The sequence below is a fragment of the Desulfurobacterium crinifex genome, assembly GCF_054656775.1.
Window position 1 is genome coordinate 966,073 of sequence record NZ_BAAHXO010000004.1, and the last position, 18,356, is coordinate 984,428.

Below are 18,356 nucleotides of genomic sequence, written 5' to 3' on the forward strand. Positions count from 1 at the left end.
TCTGTCAAAAAGATACTTTATCGTCGTTTTGAGGGTAAAGCCAGAAGAATGACAGCACGATTGAACACCTTGAGGTTATTTATTATGAGATTTTAAATTGTTATATTTTATAATTTAGAAATACCTAACTAAGTTATCAGAGGAGACAATGAAAGAGGAAAAGTTAGCTCCAAGGCTTGAGGATTACCTTGAGACAATCTACCTCATAGAGAAGAGGAACGGTGTTGCAAGGGTTAAGGAAATAGCCAAAGAGAGAAACGTAAAAATGCCGACGGTTACTGAGGTTTTGAGGAGGCTTTCAGAAAGGGGATATATCTTCTATGAACCCTATGGCTACGTCAGGACAACCGAAAAGGGAAAGGATTATGCAGAGAGTCTCTACAAAAAGCACGAAGTTCTCATAGATTTCATGAAAACTGTTCTTCAACTTCCACCAGAAGTTGCAGAGGAAGAAGGGTGTTTAATGGAGCACCACCTTTCGAAGGAGACAGTTGAGAGAATTCAAAGATTAATTGAGTTCTTCAAGGAGAAAGGACTTTCTGAAGAGTTTAAGGGGTTTGTATGGAAGGAATAGTGACTGAATTCTTTGTTCCAGAGCTTGTGGAGGATAAAGAGCTCATTCCGATAGCAGAGAGAGTTCTATCCGGTGAAAGGCTCTCGTTTGAGGATGGAGTTAAGCTTTTTGAGACAGAAGACCTTTTAACTCTTGGAAGGCTTGCTGATTTTGTAAATAGGAAAAAGAACGGAAATCTTGTCTATTTTGTTGTTAATAGACATGTAAACCTTACAAATATCTGTGTTGGAAGCTGTAAGTTTTGCGCCTTTAGAAGGCGTAGGGGAGATGCTGGTTCTTATGAGCTGTCAATAGAAGAAGTTTTGAGAAAGATTGAATCTTTCAAAGGTGTTTCCGAAGTCCACATAGTTAGTGGTCTACATCCGGACTGGAAGTACGATTATTACATAACTCTTTTGAAAGAAATAAAGAAGAATTTCCCGAATGTTCACATCCAGGCGTTTACCGCAGAGGAAATTGATTATCTCTCAAGGATTTCTGGGAAGAGTGTTGAGGAGGTTCTTCACGATTTAATAGAGGCGGGACTTGGTTCACTGCCCGGTGGTGGAGCTGAGATTTTCAACGAGGAGCTAAGAAAGAAACTCTGTCCAGAGAAGCTTTCTTCTGCTAAGTACCTTGAGATTCACAGAACTGCTCATAGATTCGGTTTAAAAACAAATGCTTCAATCCTCTATGGTCACATTGAGAGTTATAAAGATAGAATTGACCACCTTTTGAGACTGAGGGAGCTCCAGGACGAGACTGGAGGCTTTCAGGCTTTTATCTCTTTTGCCTACCATCCAGAGAACACCGAACTCGGTGGCAATCTAACAACTGGATTTGATGACCTCAAGATGCTTGCTGTTGCAAGACTTATCTTAGACAACTTTTCTCATATAAGGGCTTTCTGGATAATGCTTGGAGAGAAGCTTGCTCAGGTTTCCCTTCATTTTGGAGTTGATGACCTTGATGGAACTGTTGTTGAGGAGTCAATTACCCACTCTGCGGGTGCAAACACAGGTTCTTTTCTGCCGAAAGAGAGACTCATAAAGCTTATAAAAGAAGCTGGAAAAGTACCTGTGGAGAGGGATACAGTTTATAACGTTCTCAAAGTCTACGATTAGGGGTGCTGATGGAAGAGGTTATTCTTTCTCTTGTAAAGGATAAAAAGTTAATTCCTATTGTTGAAAAGGTTTTTTCCGGAGAAAGACTCTCCTTTGAAGATGGACTGACACTCTTCAATTCCTTTGACCTTCCGGTTCTGGGACTTCTTGGGAATTATGTTGCTGAGAAGAAGAATGGCGAATTTGCCTATTTCAATGTTAATGTCCACATAACTCCTACAAATATCTGCGTTGGAACATGCAAATTCTGTGCCTTCAGAAAGAAAAAAGGAGAAGAGGGAGCTTACGAGCTAACTGTTGAGGAGATATTGAAAAAACTGAAGGGTTACAGAAAACAGAATCCTGGACTTACAGAAGTTCACATTGTTGGAGGGCTTCATCCAGAGTGGGGATACGATGAGTACGTTGGAATAGTGAGAGCTGTTAAGGAGAACTTTCCGGACATTCACATAAAAGCCTATACCGCTGAGGAAATCAAATACATAGCGGAGAAGGGAAAAAGAAGCATTGATGAAACTTTAAAAGACTTGATAGAGGCGGGACTTGGTTCAATTCCAGGAGGCGGCGGAGAGATATTAAGAGAAGAGATAAGGAAGAAAATCTGTCCAGACAAAATATCTGGTGAAGAGTATATAGAAATTCATAAAACTGCTCATAGACTTGGTTTGAAGTCAAACGCAACGATGCTCTTTGGACATATTGAAAGTTACGCTGATAGAGTTGATCACCTTTTGAGACTGAGAGAAGCTCAGGATGAAACGGGAGGTTTTCAAACTTTTATTCCACTTGCTTTCCATCCTCTTAATACGGAGATTCCCGGAGCAGCTTATACAACGGGAGTTGATGAGCTTAAGACTATAGCCGTTTCAAGGCTTCTCCTTGATAACTTTCCGCACGTAAAGGCTTACTGGATAATGTTAGGAGAGAAAATTGCTCAGGTTGCTCTCCAGTTTGGAGCTGATGACATAGATGGAACAGTTACGGAGGAGGATATTACTCAAGCTGCCGGAGCAAAAGCTGGAGAGTACATGCCAAAGAATAGACTCATAAAGCTTATAAAGGAAGCAGGAAAGATTCCTGTTGAGAGGGATACTCTCTATAACGTTATAAAAATATATGATTAGCAAAACTTTATCTTTTTGTCTTTATTGTGAAATTAGTATATTATTACCCAGATAATCTGTTCTGGGGGTAAAGATGTCTGAGAATACAATCCTTGGAATAATCTGTACAATTATTGCAATAGCTCTACCACTCTCTTTTGCGATACTGGCATGGAAACACACGTTAGAAGAGAAGAAAAAGCAAAAATCCTCATAACAGGTGCTTCGGGGTTTATTGCAACCCACCTTATAAGTGAGCTCCCGGAGGAGGAGCTCCTTCTCATTTCGAGAAATGAAAAAGTAAAAGAGAAGTATCCTTCAGCTACTTTTATTCCTTTCTCAGAAGAAAACCTCCAGAGGGCAGTTGAAATCTATAGACCTAAAGTAGTTATCAACTTTCTTGGAATTCTGAAAGAATCAAAAGAAGGAACCTTTGAAAAAGTTCACTTTCACTATACAAAGCTATTGGTTGATGCTTCTTTAAAATCGGGAGTCAAAAAGTTTATTCAGATTTCAGCCCTTGGCGTTACTGATAAAACGAAAAGCAGATATTACAGGACAAAGTTTCAGGCTGAAGAATACATAAAGCAGTCTGGTATTTCTTACGTGATTTTTAGACCATCAATAGTTATGGGGAGAGGACAGAAGCTTTTTGAAGATCTGAAGTTGATTTCAAAACTTACTCCTTTGATCATTGTCCCGAAGTACAGAGTTCAGCCGGTAAATGTAAAGGATGTTGTTAGGGCAATAAGGAAAGCAATATTTGAAGATATAACAGGAACTTATGAACTCTGTGGGAAAAAAGTGGTCTCTCTGAAGGAACTCTTTCAATTTGTCCTTTCTTGTGTTGGCAAAAGAAGAATAGTAATAGAAGCTCCAAAGCAGATTCTTCTGCCGCTTGCTTTCCTTGGTGTTGGAATGACTCTTGATCAATACTACATGATGGAGATGGATAACGTTTGTTTGGTTGATGGCTTTAAAAATTTGGGAATAACGCCTTTACCGGGACTGGTTTGTGATTAGCTATAGGTATGTTTGATAGAATGAATAAATGAAGAAGAGTGGAGGGAGAGATGGAAAAACTGGTTCTTTGGCTTGAAGAAGTTGGTATTGAAGATGTTCCTCTCGTTGGGGGGAAAAACGCCTCTCTTGGTGAAATGATGAGAGTTCTTTCTCCAAAAGGTATAAATATTCCAGATGCCTTTATTGTAACAGCGAATGCCTATAGATATTTCTTAGACTACAATAGTCTCGTTGATAGAATAAAGGAAATTCTTAAGGGACTTGATATAAACGATATTGATGATCTTTCCAGAAGAGCAGAGAAAATAAGGGAACTGATAAGTAACGGCAAATTTCCAAAGGATTTAGAAAACTTAATAAAAGAGTACTACTTTGAACTTTCGGAGAGATACAACACAGAAAATGTTGACGTTGCAGTAAGGTCCTCCGCTACTGCAGAGGACTTGCCCGAAGCTTCTTTCGCTGGTCAACAGGAGACATTCTTAAACATCAGGGGCATTGAAAATCTTCTTAACGCAATAAAGAACTGCTTTGCTTCTCTTTTTACAGATAGGGCAATCTCTTACAGAGAAGCTTTTGGTTTTGATCACTTCAAGGTTGCTCTATCTGCGGGCGTTCAAAAAATGGTCAGGTCGGATTTAGCTTCAGCGGGTGTTGGTTTTTCAGTTGAGACTGAGAGTGGATTTAAAGACGTAGTCCTCATTACAGGTTCTTATGGTCTTGGGGAGATGATTGTTAAAGGTGCTGTTACTCCTGATGAGTGGCTTGTTTTTAAACCAACGCTGAAGGAAGGTTACAAGTCAATAATAGAGAAAAAGCTTGGTGATAAAAAGATAAAAATGATATACGGTGATAGTGAAGAGGAGCCAACGAAGGAGGTTGCTGTTTCCCCTGAGGACAGAAAAAAGTTCTGTCTTACGGATGACGAAGTTCTGACTCTTGCTAACTGGATAGTTGAGATAGAGAACTATTATTCTCAAAGGAACAAAAGCTGGACACCTATGGATGTGGAGTGGGCAAAGGATGGGGAACTTAATAGACTTTACATCCTTCAGGCAAGACCTGAGACAATTCATTCCCGCAGTGGCCATAACAAATTAACGATCTACAGGATAACTGAACCGCCTGAGGAAAGAAAAGAGAAAGTACTTGTTTCTGGTATAGCTATTGGAAGAAAGGTAGCAGAAGGAAAGGTAAAAATTCTCCTGTCTGTTGAGGATGCAGATAAATTTGAAGAAGGGGATATACTGGTAACAGATATGACCGACCCTGACTGGGGACCGATAATGAAAAAGGCAGCTGCAATTATTACAAATAGAGGAGGCAGAACCTGCCATGCAGCGATAGTTGCAAGAGAATTGGGAGTCCCTGCTGTTATTGGAACTGGCAATGCAACAGAGGTTCTCAAAGAGGGACAGTATGTTACAGTTTCCTGTGCTGAAGGGACTACAGGGTATGTCTATGATGGAAAGATTGCCTATGAAGTTGAGGAGGTTGACCTTTCAACTCTTCCAGAGCCAAAAACTCCGATAATGTTTAACATAGCAACACCGGAAGGAGCATTTGATCTTTCGTTTCTTCCAAACAGTGGAGTTGGACTTGCAAGGGAAGAGTTCATCATAAACAACTACATAGGGATTCATCCTAATGCTCTTATAAACTTTGAGGAGATTAAGGAAAGAGATCCTGAGCTTGCAGAAGAGATAGAGAAGAAAACGGTTGGTTATGATGATAAAAGACAGTTCTACGTCGATAAACTTTCCTTTGGTATTGCAAAGATTGCTGCTGCTTTCTATCCAAAACCGGTAGTTGTAAGGTTTTCAGACTTTAAGTCAAACGAGTATGCAAGTCTATTAGGTGGGAAATACTTTGAACCTAAGGAAGAGAATCCGATGCTCGGATGGAGAGGTGCTTCAAGGTACTATTCCCCTCAGTTTAAAGAGGCTTTTGGTCTTGAATGTCTTGCCATAAAGAAAGTTAGAGAGGAAATGGGACTGAGAAACGTTATAGTGATGATTCCTTTTTGTAGGACTCCTGAGGAGGGAAGAAGGGTACAGGAAGTTATGAAAGAGTATGGGCTTGAAAGAGGGAAAGATGGTTTAGAAATTTATGTGATGTGTGAGATACCTTCAAATGTCATTCTTGGTGAACAGTTTGCTGAAATCTTTGACGGCTTTTCGATCGGTTCAAACGACCTTACACAGCTAACACTCGGAGTAGATAGAGATTCCAACCTTGTTGCTCATCTTTACGATGAGAGAAACGGAGCCGTTAAAAGAATGGTTGCTTGGGCTATTGAAAACGGTAAGAGGTATGGAAGGAAAGTCGGAATATGTGGTCAGGCTCCTTCAGACCATCCAGGTTTTGCCAAATTTCTGGTTGAAAAAGGGATCGATTCTATATCGATTAATCCCGACTCAATCCTTGAAGTTATCAAAGCTGTTTATGAGATTGAAAAAGAGCTTGGAGTTCACTGAAGGTGGAAGAAAAAGTGTTGCGGTTTTTGATATAATGCTTAGAAGGACAGGTGAGTGTAGATATTCCATAGTTTAACTAAGGAGGAAGGGGAATGGCGGTGGTTTTCTCATTTGATGGATCTGGTATTTCAGAATTGGATATTCAGAGAATGATAGAAGAACAGAATCTTTACGGTCTGATAAATGAGAATGAAATGCCATTTATTAAATCTCTACAGACAGATCTGGGAGAAATCAAAAGAACAATGGGAGATTTTAAAGACAGATTTGATACTCTTGTGGTTGTAGGTATGGGAGGTTCTTCCCTTGGAACAAAAGCCATTTACAACACTGTAACGGCTGGAGAGCCTGTTTATGGTAGGAAGCTGATCTTTTTTGACAATGTAGATCCTACTTATATAAAGAGGTCTTTGGATTCAATTGATTGGAGGAAAACAGCTTTTGCCTTTATCAGTAAGTCAGGAAGGACTCTTGAGACAGTTACTCTGTTGAACATCATAATCAATGAGTTTCAGAAAAGGAAAATTGAAAATCCTGGAAGACACATGATTTTTATTGGGGATCCAGGAAATAGTTTTGAGGAGTTGGCAAGTAGACTTGATTCACTTTTCTTTTCTATTCCTCCAGAAATTGGTGGAAGGTTTTCTGTTTTAACATCTGTGGGGCTTGTACCTGCTGAATTTATAGACTATAGCATTGAGGAATTATTGAGCGGAGCGCGTTCAGCAGTTGAAAATCCAGAACCTGTAATTCGTCTGGGAGTTTATAAATATCTTCACTATCTCAAGAATAGGACAATTTCTGTAATAATGGCTTATTCAAACTATTTGAAAGAGTTTACTGAGTGGTACGCTCAGCTCTGGGCAGAAAGTCTTGGGAAAGATGGAAAAGGTCAAACACCTATGAAAGCAATAGGAACCTCCTCTCAACATTCGGTTCTTCAACTCTTTATGGATGGTCAGGATGACAAGGTTTACCAGTTTTTCATGATTGAAAATTACCCTGAAAATATTTCTCTTCCCGAAAAAACAGAGATACTTGATTTCATATCAAATAAAAAACTTTCAGACGTTATGAGAGCAGAGTTTGAGGGAACAGTTAAAGCTCTTCTAAGTCGTGGGAGACCGGTGGTTCAGATCAGGATGGATGAACTTTCTCCATGGAATATGGGATACATATTCATGAGTTATATGATGGCTACAGTAATCATTGCAAAGCTTATGGGAGTAAATCCTTATGGTCAGCCTGCGGTGGAGATCGGGAAAAAGATAGCTTACGAAAAACTCAAAAATTTAGAGATAGGTTCTTTAACTTGATGCAAACACGTTCCAGATAGTTATTCCTGCTGCTACCGAGACGTTGAGGGATGGGGTTTTCCCAACGGTTGGGATTGTTACTATCTTATCTGAAAGTTTCAGAAGGGCTCTTTCTATACCCCTTCCCTCGGAACCAAGGATAAGTCCTAAGGGTTTTTGAAGTTTGATATTTCTTATGTCCTCTCCGCCTGTTTCAACAGCATAGAGTTTACCACCGAGCTCTTTAAAGTAGAATAGAGCTTCAGATAGGGAAGAAACCCTTGAAACCATTAGATGAAAAAGAGCTCCTGATGATGATTTAACAGCGACCTCGTTTATCGGTGCAGAACCCTTTTCTGGTAAAAGGATTCCAACTCCTCCAAAAGACTCTACAGTTCTGGCGATAGCTCCTAAATTCTGAGGTTCTGTTATTCCGTCAAGAACGACGAAAAAACTGTTTGTTACAATAGTTTTCTTGAATAACTCTTCGGGAGAAACGTAATCTATTGGTGATAGGATTGCCACTATTCCCTGATGTTTCTTAGTTTTCGCCAGCTTTTCGAGCTGCTGTTTCTTTACCCACTGAAATTTAACGTTTTTCTTCTTTAACCAGTTGAGGAAATTAGGCTCAAAATAGTGACCATACTGAAGGTAAAGCTTTTCTAACCTCTTTCCAGACTTTATCGCTTCTTCAACCGTATTACGTCCCCAGATAACCAGATTCAACACTTCCTCCTTGTTAAGTTTCAATTTTCTCATACTTTTTATCAATCCAAAATAAAGACTGGAGAAGAGCTCATGAAAATTAAGAATATTGCAGTAATTGCCCACGTTGACCATGGGAAAACTACACTTGTTGATGAGATGCTGAAGCAGAGCGGAACCCTAAGGAAGCTTGAAGAAGAGAGAGTTCTTGATTCTTTTGATCTTGAGAGAGAAAGGGGAATAACTATCCTCTCAAAGAACACAGCTATTTTCTACAGAGACTACAAGATAAACATAATTGATACTCCCGGCCACTCAGACTTCAGCGGTGAAGTTGAAAGGGTTCTGAAAATGGTTGATGGGGTTCTGCTCCTTGTTGATGCTCAAGAAGGAGTTATGCCTCAGACAAAGTTTGTTGTCAGGAAAGCACTTTCTCTTGGACTTAAACCGATTCTCGTTGTTAACAAGATAGATAAACCTGCAGCCGAGCCTGATAGAGTTGTTGATGAAGTTTTTGACCTGTTCGTTGATATGGACGCTACTGAGGAGCAGTTGGATTTTCCAGTTATCTATGCATCTGCGAAGAACGGGTATGCCAAACTCAACCTTGAAGAAGATAATAACGATTTGATACCGCTCTTTGAAACGATAATCAGCCATATTCCTGAACCATCTGGCTCTCCTGATGCTCCACTTCAGATGCAGGTCTTTACACTTGATTACGACAATTACGTTGGAAGAATTGGAATTGCGAGGGTTTTCAACGGAATAGTTAAGAGGGGAATGGCAGCCAAAGTCATTGGGCAGAACGGAGAGATTAGAGAAGGAAGGATTACAAAGCTCTACACATTTAAAGGTCTTGAGAGGCTTGAAGTTGACGAGGTACCTGTTGGTGACATCGTTGCAGTTGCAGGGTTTGAGGAGCTCAACATCGGTGACACAATTGCAGACTACGAGAATCCAGTTCCTCTATCTCCACTTCATATAGAAGAGCCAACAATAAGTGTCTTTATAAGTGTTAACGATTCGCCTCTTGCTGGAACGGAAGGAAAGCATGTAACCGCCACAAAGTTGAAGGACAGACTTCAGAGAGAGATGAGAGCAAACGTTGCGATGAAATTTGAGGAGCTCGGAGAAGGAAAATTCAAGGTTTCTGGAAGAGGGGAACTCCAGATTGCTATTCTTGCAGAGACTCTAAGGCGAGAGGGCTACGAGTTCTCGATAAGCAGACCTGAAGTTATCGTTAAAGAGGAGAATGGTAAAAAGCTGGAGCCTTTTGAGCTCCTCGTTGTTGATATTCCAGACGAGTTTACAGGAGCTGTTATTGAGAAAATTGGAAAAAGAAAAGGTGAAATGGTTTCCATGTCTCCAATGGGAGCAGGAAGAACCAGAATTGAGTTTGTCATTCCTTCAAGGGGTTTGATAGGCTACAGAAGTGAGTTTCTCACAGACACAAAGGGTGAAGGAATAATGAACAGCACCTTTTTAGAGTTTAGAGAGTTTTCGGGAGCTCCTTATAGACGTAAGAACGGAGCAATTGTTTCAATGGAAAATGGCGTTGCAACAGCATACGCCCTCTACAACCTTCAGGATAGAGGAAAGCTCTTTGTAAAACCAGGAGATAAAGTCTATAAAGGAATGATTATCGGCGAGCACAATAGGGAAGGAGACATCGACGTTAATCCTATAAGAGGTAAGAGACTGACAAATATCAGAGCTGCTGGAAGTGATGAAGCTATAAAACTTGCTCCACCCATTGAGATGACACTTGAAAGAGCTTTAGAGTGGATTGAAGAAGATGAGCTCGTTGAAGTAACTCCAGAGTCTATCAGACTCAGGAAGAAGTTTCTCGATCCAAATGAGAGGAAGAGGTACCAGAAGCAGAGAATGGGATAGAGAATTGAGCAGATTAAAGCAGCTTTATCAAAAAGTAAAAACCATGCCGAAGAGGAGGTTGATCCTCCTCTCGGTTTCTATAAAACTTATTCAAGTTGCTGTCACTACCTATTTAATTAAGAAGTTTTTCTTTAACTAACCTCTTTTCCTCTGCCAATAACAATTCTAATTTCCATCTTTTCAATTGGATGTTCAATGCCCTTCAGTGGCTTGGCAAAACCGAAAAGAATTTCTTTCAGGGTTGCTCGAACGTAATGTTTTAAGGGAACTCTATTTCCGTTAATGAAGAGTTCAACTTCGTCAGAGAACTGGTCTTCTCTTTTTTCAATGAAATTTTTCTCAATAAATTCAGCCACTTCTTCAGGATTATCTATGGAAAAGTTTCTGACTCCTTCAACTTTGTAATCAGATATAACACCAATAACGTTTTCCACTTGCCCAAGAAGAGTTGGTTGGTTTAGCTCTTTCCTTGTTACCTCGAACTTTGGAACGTTGGAGTGCTTAAAGCCTTCGCATATAACAATATCGTAGTCGTCGAAGAGGAGGAAGGAAAGGTATTTAAGGTCAATCTCTCCAATTTTCTGAAAGAGGATAAGTTCTTCTGGAGTAACGATACCAACGGCATCAGCCCCGGCTTCTTTATATTTGTAGCTGTCTTTTCCTTCTGTATCTTTTATTACACCCTTGTGTTTTGTTGACTTCAGGACGGCTACTCTGTATCCCTTGTTTTTGAGTATTTCAACAACTTTCGCTGCAAACGTTGTCTTTCCTGAATTGTGATATCCGATAAAGGAAATAACAGGAACCATGAGCTTCCTCCAAGTTTGCAATTTCTACAAATCATACCGAACCAGGGTGAAATCACAATTTAGTCGGTCTCCTAATCTTTAGACCTTCCGATAAACATTCTCTCGGCTTCGTAAGCTCCCCAGACTGTGGGGAAGAAGTTTTTCACCCTGTTCCTTGCTGCTTCGAGGACTAACGGAGCAGCTATGTAGATTAATGGTTGCTCGTAGGAGATTATCCTATATGCCTTCTTGTATATTTCAATCCTCTTCTTGAAATCAAGCTCTCTTGCTCCTTCTTCAAAGAGTCTATCAATCTCTGCTTCCCATTCCGTTGCCGGTTTTTTCTGGTTCGGATTCCACATGTGGAGCTGTCCACTGCTCATCCAGACATTTCTGCCACCGTTTGGGTCGATTGACCCTGTTAATCCAATTATCACGGCGTCAAAGTCGTGGGTATGGAGGAGCTTTTCAACAAGGTTGTTAAAGTCGAGGGGCTGGAAGTGAACGTCTATTCCAAGTCTTTTAAGGTCGTACTTGATTATTGCACCTATCTGGACTCTTGAAGGATTGTTTGAGTTTGTCAGAAGGTTAAACTCTACCTTATGTCCATCTGGAGTTTCAAGCCATCCGTCTCCATTCCTGTCCTTCAATCCTATCTCTTCTAAGAGTTTCTTTGCCTTTTCCAAATTGTAGGGGAACTTTGGATAGTCTGGATCATAGTAGAGCTTGTTTGCAGGGGTTACGGGAGAATAGACAGGATATCCTAAGCCGTTATAAACTGTAAGAATTATTCCTTTCCTGTCAACCGCATGGGAAATTGCCCATCTGAACTTTCTGTTTGTAAAGAGTTTCCACTTCCAGTCAGGTATGGCTCCCTTTTTCTGGTTAAAGCAGATAAAATCGGCAGTTAGGGAAGGTCCAAGGTTGTAGATTGTGTAGTTTCCTTTTTTCTCTCCAGATTTCAGCTCTGGAAAATCGTCACCTCTGACTCCATAGAAATCGAGCTCTCCAGCCTTAAACTTTAAAAGCTGGGTGTTCTGGTCAGGGAGGATAAACTTGACCTTTTTATCTATGTAGGGAAGTGTCTTTTCCTCTTCATCTTTCTTCCAGTAATCTCTGTTCCTTTCATAGACCAGATACTGTCCTGGAACGTATTTAACCAGTTTGTAAGGACCTGTTCCGATGAGTTTTTCAGGAGGTGTAGAAACAGTCCAGGTTTCCATAAACTTTCCGGACTTTACAGCCTTTTCAAGGACGTGTTTCGGAAATATCGGCGCTGATAGCGAATAGAGAAGAGGAGCAAAGGGTTCAGGAAGGTCGAACTCAACTGTATATCTGTCTATCTTTCTAACTTTTGGTAGTTTTCCATCTATAAGGAACATGTCCTTTGTAGAGTTAGGAATTTTCGGATTGAAGTAGATCTGGTTGTAGGTAAAAACAACATCGTCAGCTGTGAATTCCTTTCCATCAAACCACTTAACACCTTTTCGAAGGTGAAAGACCCACTTTAGACCGTTGTTTTTGAATTCCCAGTTCTCTGCAAGAGCTCCTCTTGGCTTTAAAGTTTTTAAGTCAACCTCTGTTAAACCTTCAAAGAGCTCCCCAACGGCATCTGTTGACGATGTTTCGTGTGCCATTACAAGGTTAAATGTTTTTGGATCAGAAGATGTTGCAGTATATAGAGTTCCTCCATAATTCCCCGGTAGAAATCTGACCTTTTCGATGTTAACCGTTTTTCCCAGAGAATAGCTCTCTTTTTTCCCTTCTGGCTCTGGAATGAAGAAGAGAGGCAGGAAGACCAGAGCAATGAATAAGACTGAAGCAAACAGCAGTTTGAAAAGTACTTTCATCGTTTTATCCATTGATTTACAAAGTTTCCTGCTATAATTTTAAACAAAATTCTCGTTGAAAGGAGAGTTAATGGCAAACAACGAAAAGTATGATGCTTCAGCGATAAAGGTTCTTGAAGGGCTTGAAGCTGTAAGAAAAAGACCTGGAATGTACATTGGAGATACTGGAAGCTACGGTCTCCACCATTTGGTCTTTGAAATTATTGATAACAGTGTGGATGAAGCCCTTGCTGGATACTGTACAGAGATAAAGGTAATAATCCACGAAGATAACTCAATAACGGTTGAGGATAACGGAAGGGGAATCCCAGTTGATATACATCCTGAGTACGGTAAACCGGCAGCAGAAATTGTTATGACTGTTCTTCACGCTGGTGGTAAATTTGAGAAGAAAGCTTATAAATACTCCGGTGGTCTTCACGGCGTTGGCGTTTCTGTTGTTAATGCGCTCTCTGAGTGGTTAAAGCTTGAGATTCACAGGGATGGAAAAGTTTACAAACAGGTTTATGAAAGGGGTAATCCTGTAACTCAGTTTATGTGTATTGGAGAGACAAAGAAAAGGGGAACGATTGTAACCTTCAAGCCAGACCCAGAGATATTTGAGGTAACAGAGTTTAGCTGGGATATTCTTGCTAATAGATTGAGAGAGTTGGCTTTCCTCAATAAGGGTTTGAAAATAACTCTCATAGACGAGAGAGTCGAGCCTTCAAAAGAAGAGGTTTTCTACTACGAAGGCGGAATTGTTGAGTTTGTTAAGAGAGTCAATGAAAAGAAAGATCCTCTCTTTCCTGAGCCTATCTATATAACAGGAGAGAAGGACGATATCCTCGTTGAAGTTGCCCTTCAGTACAATTCAACCTACACAGAGCAAGTCTTTAGCTTTGTTAACAACATCAATACCCGTGAGGGTGGAACACACGTTGCAGGTTTTAGAACGGCTCTGACAAGGGTTGTAATCAAGTTCATCGAGGAAAACAACCTCCTGCCAAAGAACGCTAAGATTTCTGTAACTGGAGATGATGTAAGAGAAGGTCTTGTTACTGTAATTTCTGTTAAGGTTCCAAATCCTCAGTTTGAAGGTCAGACAAAAGCAAAGCTTGGAAACTCAGAGGTTAGACCTATTGTTGCTTCTATTGTTTACGATAAACTTTATGCCTTTTTGACTGAACGTCCTGATATCGGAAGGAAGATTGCAGAGAAAGTGATAACTGCCGCAAGGGCGAGAGAAGCTGCCAAAAGGGCGAGGGAGCTGACAAGACGTAAGAGTGCCCTTGAGGAGTTCTCCCTTCCCGGAAAGCTTGCAGATTGTTCTGAAAGAGATCCTGAGAAAACGGAACTTTTCTTAGTTGAGGGTGACTCAGCCGGCGGTAGCGCAAAGCAGGGAAGGGATAGACGCTTTCAGGCAATCTTGCCACTCAAAGGTAAGATAATAAACGTTGAAAAGGCAAGGATTGAGAAGGTTCTCTCAAACGATGAAATTAAAACGATAATTACAGCCCTTGGAACTGGAATCGGTAAGAACTTTGATATGAGTAAGCTCCGTTATAGCAAGATAATCATAATGACAGATGCGGACGTTGACGGAGCTCATATCAGAACTCTTCTCCTTACTTTCTTCTTCAGACAGTTTCCAGAAATTATTGAGAGGGGACACCTTTACATTGCACAGCCTCCGCTTTACAGGGTAAAGAGGGGTAAGAGGGAGATCTATATAAAGAGTGACTCTGAGCTTGAGAGTGTTGTTTTGGATTTTGCCCTCGATTCTGTCTCATTCCTTGACGGTGATGGCAAGGAGGTTCCGAAAGAAGAGGGACTGAAAATTGTTGAGGATATTTCAAAACTTGAGAATGTTGTTTCAATACTCTCCAGGAAGAGAGACAGAGACATTGTTAATATCCTCCTTAGAATCAGAGCTGACTATAAGGATCTCTACGATAGAGAAAAGGCTGAAAAGCTGGTAGAGGAGATAAAGGAGAACCTTCCAGAATCGCTAAGGGAAACAGAGTTTGAGCTTATAGAGGATAAGGAGCACTGCTGTTTCAGAATCATCTGCCGTATTCCTTTTGATAGCTATCTCAAAAAGACCGTCGAGATAAATGAAGACCTGTTGATGTCAGACCTCTATAAACAGGGAAGAGGCTTAAAGTCCAGAATTAGGGAAAGACTTGGAGAGCCTCCTTACAAAGTTAAAACTAAGAAGGGTGAAGTTAAAGAGTTTCTGACCCTTGAAGAACTCTACAATTACCTCCTTCAGGTTGGAAAAGAGGGTATCTACATTCAGCGTTACAAAGGCCTTGGTGAGATGAATCCAGACCAGCTCTGGGAAACAACGATGAATCCTGAAAATAGAACTCTCCTCAAAGTTTCTGTTGACGATGCTGTAAAGGCAGACGAGATCTTTACAATCCTGATGGGAGACAAGGTAGAGCCGAGAAAGGAGTTTATTCAGAAATTTGCCAAAGAGGTAAGAAACCTTGATATTTAGGGAAGTTTGATGTACTACGAACTTCTTTTTGTTTATGGCACTTTAATGTCTGGGCTTTCTGCCCATGCATTCCTTTTTGATTCAGAGTTTGTTGCCCACGGGATTCTCTATGGTGCAAAGCTTCTTCACTTAGAAGAAGGGTATCCTGGAGTTATTGAAGGTGAAGGAAAAGTTTTCGGAGAAGTTTATAGAGTCGATTCCCTCACCCTTGCAGCAATTGACCTTTTTGAAGAGTTCTACGAGCACTTTCCTGAAAGGAGCCTCTATATCAGAATCAAAAAGCCCGTAAGGCTCATTCCTTTTAACGATTTTGTTGATGCCTGGGTTTACATTCTGAATCCTTCAGTTGTCGAGAGGCTATCCTTTACAGAAGTTCCCTTTGGAAACTGGAAAGAGTTTGTAAAGAAGTTGATGAAACTTTAAATATTTTTGTCTTCTTTTCGGTTCTTATATCAATACTCAAGAAAAATTTGTTCAATGTCATTCTGAGGCTGCTTTGCAGCCGAAGAATCTCTAAAAAGTTTTGTTCATTACACTATAAAAAGAGATTCTTCGCTTAGCTCAGAATGACGTAAGCGTAATTTAAAGCAGTATTCTTACTATTGCCTAAGATGTCGGGAATTAACAGGATCCTTTTTGAGCCCTAAGTGTGCCAGTTCCTTATTCTTTCCAAAACTTCTTCTGCGACTTTTCTTGGTATTCCTATCTTTACAAGTTCATCTACGCTTGTTTCTGCCAATTCTCTGATATCGGGATAGAACTTTTCAAGAATCTTTTTTCTTTTAACTCCAAGCCCTTTAATTCCGTCAAATACACTCTTTACCATCAGTTTATTTCTCACTTTCCTGTTGAACGTTATAGCGAACCGGTGTGCCTCATCTCTCAAATTTGTAAAGAACCTGAACAGATATGGGTATTTTTTCGTTTCAACAACTTCTCCATCGTCTGTGTAAACGATTTCTTCCTTTTTGGCAATAGAAAAGACTCTGAAGTCGAGACCGAAGGTGTCCCTTACCTTTATCGCAACGTTAAGCTGTCCAATTCCACCATCTATCAGAACGAGATCGGGTTTTTTAACCTCTCCATTTTTTATTCTCCTGAAACGCCTCATTAGAACTTCTTCCATAGAGGCGTAATCGTTTACACCTTTGACTGTTTTTACCTTATATCTTCTGTAGTCGTCCTTAACAAACCTTCCTTTCTCCCAGACCACACAGGAACCGACTGTTCCAGTTCCCTGTAGTGTAGAGATATCGAACACCTCAACCCTTTCGGGAAAAGTGTCTAAGAATACGCTCTCATATTCTGACTTGAGATTTTCTAAGTTTAGATTAACTCTCCCAACAGTTCTATTTTTCCTGACAAACTGAAGTATCTCTTCTGGGATCTCCTTAATAGGAATATTGTTTCTCATATAACGGAAGTTGGTTAAAATCTCTTCTGGAGGTTCTTCATTTTCGTAAGTTCCCTCAATCCAGATGGTTCCAACTATATCTTCGTTTATTTCATTTACTCCATATGTGAAAACTTCTAAGAGTAAATTCTCATCCCAGGGGTCTATAGGATCAAATTGAAATGTTTCCTTTCCGTAGATAATGCCGTTTCTGACGGTTAACTTGACACCCAAGAAAAGTCCGTTTCTCTTCTCAAGGTAGAATACGTCACAGTTGGGGTGATCCTCAAAGAAAATAGAGCCTCTTTCGTAAATGTTCTTTATGGCTATGAGCTGATCTCTGAGGATGGCAGCCCTTTCAAACTGCAAATTTTCAGCTGCTTCTTCTATCTCGTTGTAGAGCCTGTTTATGTAGTTTTTGACGTTTCCTGTGAGAAAAGAGAGAGCTCCTTCAACCTGCTTTCTGTAATCACTTTTTGAGACATAGCCACAGCATGGAGCCGTGCAGCGGTCTATGTAGTACTGAAGACAGGGTTTTGAACGTTTAGTTAACTTTTTACATTTTCTCAGTTTGAAAACCTTATGAATTAGCTCTTTTAAAGCTCTGGCGTTCTTTGGTGGGATAAAAGGGCCAAACCGCTTTCCATTTGCACTCTCTTTCTTTCTGATGATTTTCACCGTTGGGAATTCTTCATCTGTGATTACAAGATAGGGATAACTCTTGTCATCCTTAAGGAGAACGTTGAATCTTGGAAGGTGCTTTTTTATGAGCTCTGCTTCTAAGGTGAGTGCTTCTCTTTCATTTTTCACAACTATGTAGTCAAAATCTGCAGCATTCTTAACAATTCTGTAACTTTTCTCATTTGGATTTGTACAGTTGAGGTGGGAAGAGAGACGATTCTTTAAGCGTCGAGCTTTTCCAACGTAGATTACTCTTCCCTTCCCATCTTTAAAAAAATAGACCCCTGGTGCGTCTGGAACCGTCTGGAGTTTCTCTCTCATCATCCGCTGTATGTGGCACAGGAAGTTGGAGTTTCATGAATGGAGACCTTGGAACACTCTATTCCAAGAGGTTTTATGTTTTCGCTTACAAAGTGGAAAAAGAACCTTGCAAGGTTCTCTGATGTAGGAGAACCGTTGAAAAGAGCAATTCCATCAAATAGTCTCTGGTAGAAATCTGCCTCAAAAGAATCTGAATCTATCTTAAAGTTCTGGAAAGTTAGGAACTTGAGCTGTTTTATCTCTGAAAGGTTTAGCTCTTCAAAATCAAGTTTTGTTACCTTATAGTCTTTATTAACAGCAATAACTTCGACTTCAGGTATTTTGCCATCTATTCTCGGCAGGATGCATTTTCCATTTTCTATAAGTCCCAATTTGCCGAAAAAGAATTCAAAAGCTGGATCTTCTATTCCAATAATCAGCTTGTGGTCAAAGCAGTCATCTATAAACTCCTTTAACCAGGAGAGATGTCCAAAGTCTGTAACCATCTGGGAAGAATCCAGTTCTTTTGATTTTAGGTAAACGACAAGTTTATAGTTATGACCATGACCGGGAAGTCTTCGGCACTTTGGATAAGTATTCTTTGTCCATTTACTGTTTAACTTCTGTGAGTAAACTGAATGGGCGGCAGAGAATTCGATTGTTTTTGAGATTTCAAACATCTC

Annotated in this window: 15 protein-coding genes; 10 read left to right on the forward strand and 5 right to left on the reverse strand. The window is 40.3% G+C overall.

Annotated elements, in window-relative coordinates:
- Window positions 1–148: 148 nt before the first annotated feature.
- The 7 genes from ACYQ3A_RS07090 to ACYQ3A_RS07120 all read left to right on the forward strand — a co-directional run bounded on the left by ACYQ3A_RS07090 (window position 149) and on the right by ACYQ3A_RS07120 (window position 7,596).
- A complete protein-coding gene (locus ACYQ3A_RS07090) occupies window positions 149–574 on the forward strand; it encodes a metal-dependent transcriptional regulator (protein ID WP_459896505.1) in 426 nt (141 codons plus the stop codon).
- Complete coding sequence (mqnE, locus tag ACYQ3A_RS07095) at window positions 562–1,677, forward strand: aminofutalosine synthase MqnE (RefSeq protein ID WP_459896506.1); 1,116 nt, start codon at window positions 562–564, stop codon at window positions 1,675–1,677. Before ACYQ3A_RS07090 ends, mqnE (ACYQ3A_RS07095) begins: the two co-directional genes overlap by 13 nt.
- Before the next feature lie 8 nt (window positions 1,678–1,685).
- On the forward strand, window positions 1,686–2,801 hold the full coding sequence (mqnE, locus tag ACYQ3A_RS07100; protein WP_459896507.1) for an aminofutalosine synthase MqnE: 1,116 nt from the start codon (window positions 1,686–1,688) through the stop codon (window positions 2,799–2,801).
- Between the two features lie 73 nt (window positions 2,802–2,874).
- The gene (locus tag ACYQ3A_RS07105; protein ID WP_459896508.1) at window positions 2,875–2,997 is read left to right on the forward strand and encodes a hypothetical protein; all 123 of its coding nucleotides are present in this window, start codon (window positions 2,875–2,877) and stop codon (window positions 2,995–2,997) included.
- A complete protein-coding gene (locus tag ACYQ3A_RS07110) occupies window positions 2,952–3,803 on the forward strand; it encodes an NAD(P)H-binding protein (protein WP_459896509.1) in 852 nt (283 codons plus the stop codon). The genes ACYQ3A_RS07105 and ACYQ3A_RS07110 overlap by 46 nt, the downstream gene beginning before the upstream one ends.
- 50 nt (window positions 3,804–3,853) lie before the next feature.
- Window positions 3,854–6,280: a phosphoenolpyruvate synthase gene (gene ppsA, locus ACYQ3A_RS07115; protein WP_459896510.1), complete on the forward strand. Its 2,427-nt coding sequence runs from the start codon at window positions 3,854–3,856 to the stop codon at window positions 6,278–6,280.
- A 92-nt stretch (window positions 6,281–6,372) separates the two neighbouring features.
- Complete coding sequence (locus ACYQ3A_RS07120) at window positions 6,373–7,596, forward strand: glucose-6-phosphate isomerase (RefSeq protein ID WP_459896511.1); 1,224 nt, start codon at window positions 6,373–6,375, stop codon at window positions 7,594–7,596.
- On the opposite strand, the gene rlmB is transcribed toward ACYQ3A_RS07120, so the two are convergent.
- Window positions 7,588–8,304: a 23S rRNA (guanosine(2251)-2'-O)-methyltransferase RlmB gene (rlmB, locus tag ACYQ3A_RS07125; RefSeq protein WP_459896512.1), complete on the reverse strand. Its 717-nt coding sequence runs from the start codon at window positions 8,302–8,304 to the stop codon at window positions 7,588–7,590. The two genes, ACYQ3A_RS07120 and rlmB, sit on opposite strands and share 9 nt — an antisense overlap.
- 69 nt (window positions 8,305–8,373) lie before the next feature.
- Here rlmB and typA point away from each other — a divergent pair, with 69 nt between their 5' ends.
- Complete coding sequence (gene typA / locus ACYQ3A_RS07130) at window positions 8,374–10,176, forward strand: translational GTPase TypA (RefSeq protein WP_459896513.1); 1,803 nt, start codon at window positions 8,374–8,376, stop codon at window positions 10,174–10,176.
- 131 nt (window positions 10,177–10,307) lie between these two features.
- On the opposite strand, the gene mobB is transcribed toward typA, so the two are convergent.
- A complete protein-coding gene (gene mobB / locus ACYQ3A_RS07135; RefSeq protein ID WP_459896514.1) occupies window positions 10,308–10,985 on the reverse strand; it encodes a molybdopterin-guanine dinucleotide biosynthesis protein B in 678 nt (225 codons plus the stop codon).
- Between the two features lie 71 nt (window positions 10,986–11,056).
- Entirely contained in the window at window positions 11,057–12,814 is a 1,758-nt protein-coding gene (locus ACYQ3A_RS07140; RefSeq protein WP_459896516.1) for an ABC transporter substrate-binding protein, read from the reverse strand.
- 70 nt (window positions 12,815–12,884) lie between these two features.
- On the opposite strand from ACYQ3A_RS07140, the gene gyrB reads away from it, so the two are divergent.
- Both gyrB and ACYQ3A_RS07150 read left to right on the forward strand, forming a co-directional pair.
- Entirely contained in the window at window positions 12,885–15,299 is a 2,415-nt protein-coding gene (gyrB, locus tag ACYQ3A_RS07145; RefSeq protein ID WP_459896517.1) for a DNA topoisomerase (ATP-hydrolyzing) subunit B, read from the forward strand.
- 9 nt (window positions 15,300–15,308) lie between these two features.
- Complete coding sequence (locus tag ACYQ3A_RS07150; RefSeq protein ID WP_459896518.1) at window positions 15,309–15,722, forward strand: gamma-glutamylcyclotransferase family protein; 414 nt, start codon at window positions 15,309–15,311, stop codon at window positions 15,720–15,722.
- Between the two features lie 220 nt (window positions 15,723–15,942).
- On the opposite strand, the gene uvrC is transcribed toward ACYQ3A_RS07150, so the two are convergent.
- Together uvrC and ACYQ3A_RS07160 are read right to left on the reverse strand one after the other, a co-directional pair.
- The gene (gene uvrC / locus ACYQ3A_RS07155; protein ID WP_459896519.1) at window positions 15,943–17,694 is read right to left on the reverse strand and encodes an excinuclease ABC subunit UvrC; all 1,752 of its coding nucleotides are present in this window, start codon (window positions 17,692–17,694) and stop codon (window positions 15,943–15,945) included.
- Complete coding sequence (locus tag ACYQ3A_RS07160; protein WP_459896520.1) at window positions 17,694–18,353, reverse strand: 6-pyruvoyl trahydropterin synthase family protein; 660 nt, start codon at window positions 18,351–18,353, stop codon at window positions 17,694–17,696. The genes uvrC and ACYQ3A_RS07160 overlap by 1 nt, the downstream gene beginning before the upstream one ends.
- Between the last annotated feature and the right edge of the window lie 3 nt (window positions 18,354–18,356).

What these genes read in the sequence shown, in the direction of transcription:
- mqnE (WP_459896507.1), top strand. Translation starts at nt 1,686, where the DNA reads ATGGAAGAGGTTATTCTTTCTCTTGTAAAGGATAAAAAGTTAATTCCT.
- mobB (WP_459896514.1), bottom strand. Translation starts at nt 10,985, where the DNA reads ATGGTTCCTGTTATTTCCTTTATCGGATATCACAATTCAGGAAAGACA.
- ACYQ3A_RS07120 (WP_459896511.1), top strand. Translation starts at nt 6,373, where the DNA reads ATGGCGGTGGTTTTCTCATTTGATGGATCTGGTATTTCAGAATTGGAT.
- gyrB (WP_459896517.1), top strand. Translation starts at nt 12,885, where the DNA reads ATGGCAAACAACGAAAAGTATGATGCTTCAGCGATAAAGGTTCTTGAA.
- mqnE (WP_459896506.1), top strand. Translation starts at nt 562, where the DNA reads ATGGAAGGAATAGTGACTGAATTCTTTGTTCCAGAGCTTGTGGAGGAT.
- uvrC (WP_459896519.1), bottom strand. Translation starts at nt 17,694, where the DNA reads ATGAGAGAGAAACTCCAGACGGTTCCAGACGCACCAGGGGTCTATTTT.
- ACYQ3A_RS07160 (WP_459896520.1), bottom strand. Translation starts at nt 18,353, where the DNA reads ATGTTTGAAATCTCAAAAACAATCGAATTCTCTGCCGCCCATTCAGTT.
- ppsA (WP_459896510.1), top strand. Translation starts at nt 3,854, where the DNA reads ATGGAAAAACTGGTTCTTTGGCTTGAAGAAGTTGGTATTGAAGATGTT.
- ACYQ3A_RS07090 (WP_459896505.1), top strand. Translation starts at nt 149, where the DNA reads ATGAAAGAGGAAAAGTTAGCTCCAAGGCTTGAGGATTACCTTGAGACA.
- typA (WP_459896513.1), top strand. Translation starts at nt 8,374, where the DNA reads ATGAAAATTAAGAATATTGCAGTAATTGCCCACGTTGACCATGGGAAA.
- ACYQ3A_RS07105 (WP_459896508.1), top strand. Translation starts at nt 2,875, where the DNA reads ATGTCTGAGAATACAATCCTTGGAATAATCTGTACAATTATTGCAATA.
- ACYQ3A_RS07140 (WP_459896516.1), bottom strand. Translation starts at nt 12,814, where the DNA reads ATGAAAGTACTTTTCAAACTGCTGTTTGCTTCAGTCTTATTCATTGCT.
- ACYQ3A_RS07150 (WP_459896518.1), top strand. Translation starts at nt 15,309, where the DNA reads ATGTACTACGAACTTCTTTTTGTTTATGGCACTTTAATGTCTGGGCTT.
- ACYQ3A_RS07110 (WP_459896509.1), top strand. Translation starts at nt 2,952, where the DNA reads ATGGAAACACACGTTAGAAGAGAAGAAAAAGCAAAAATCCTCATAACA.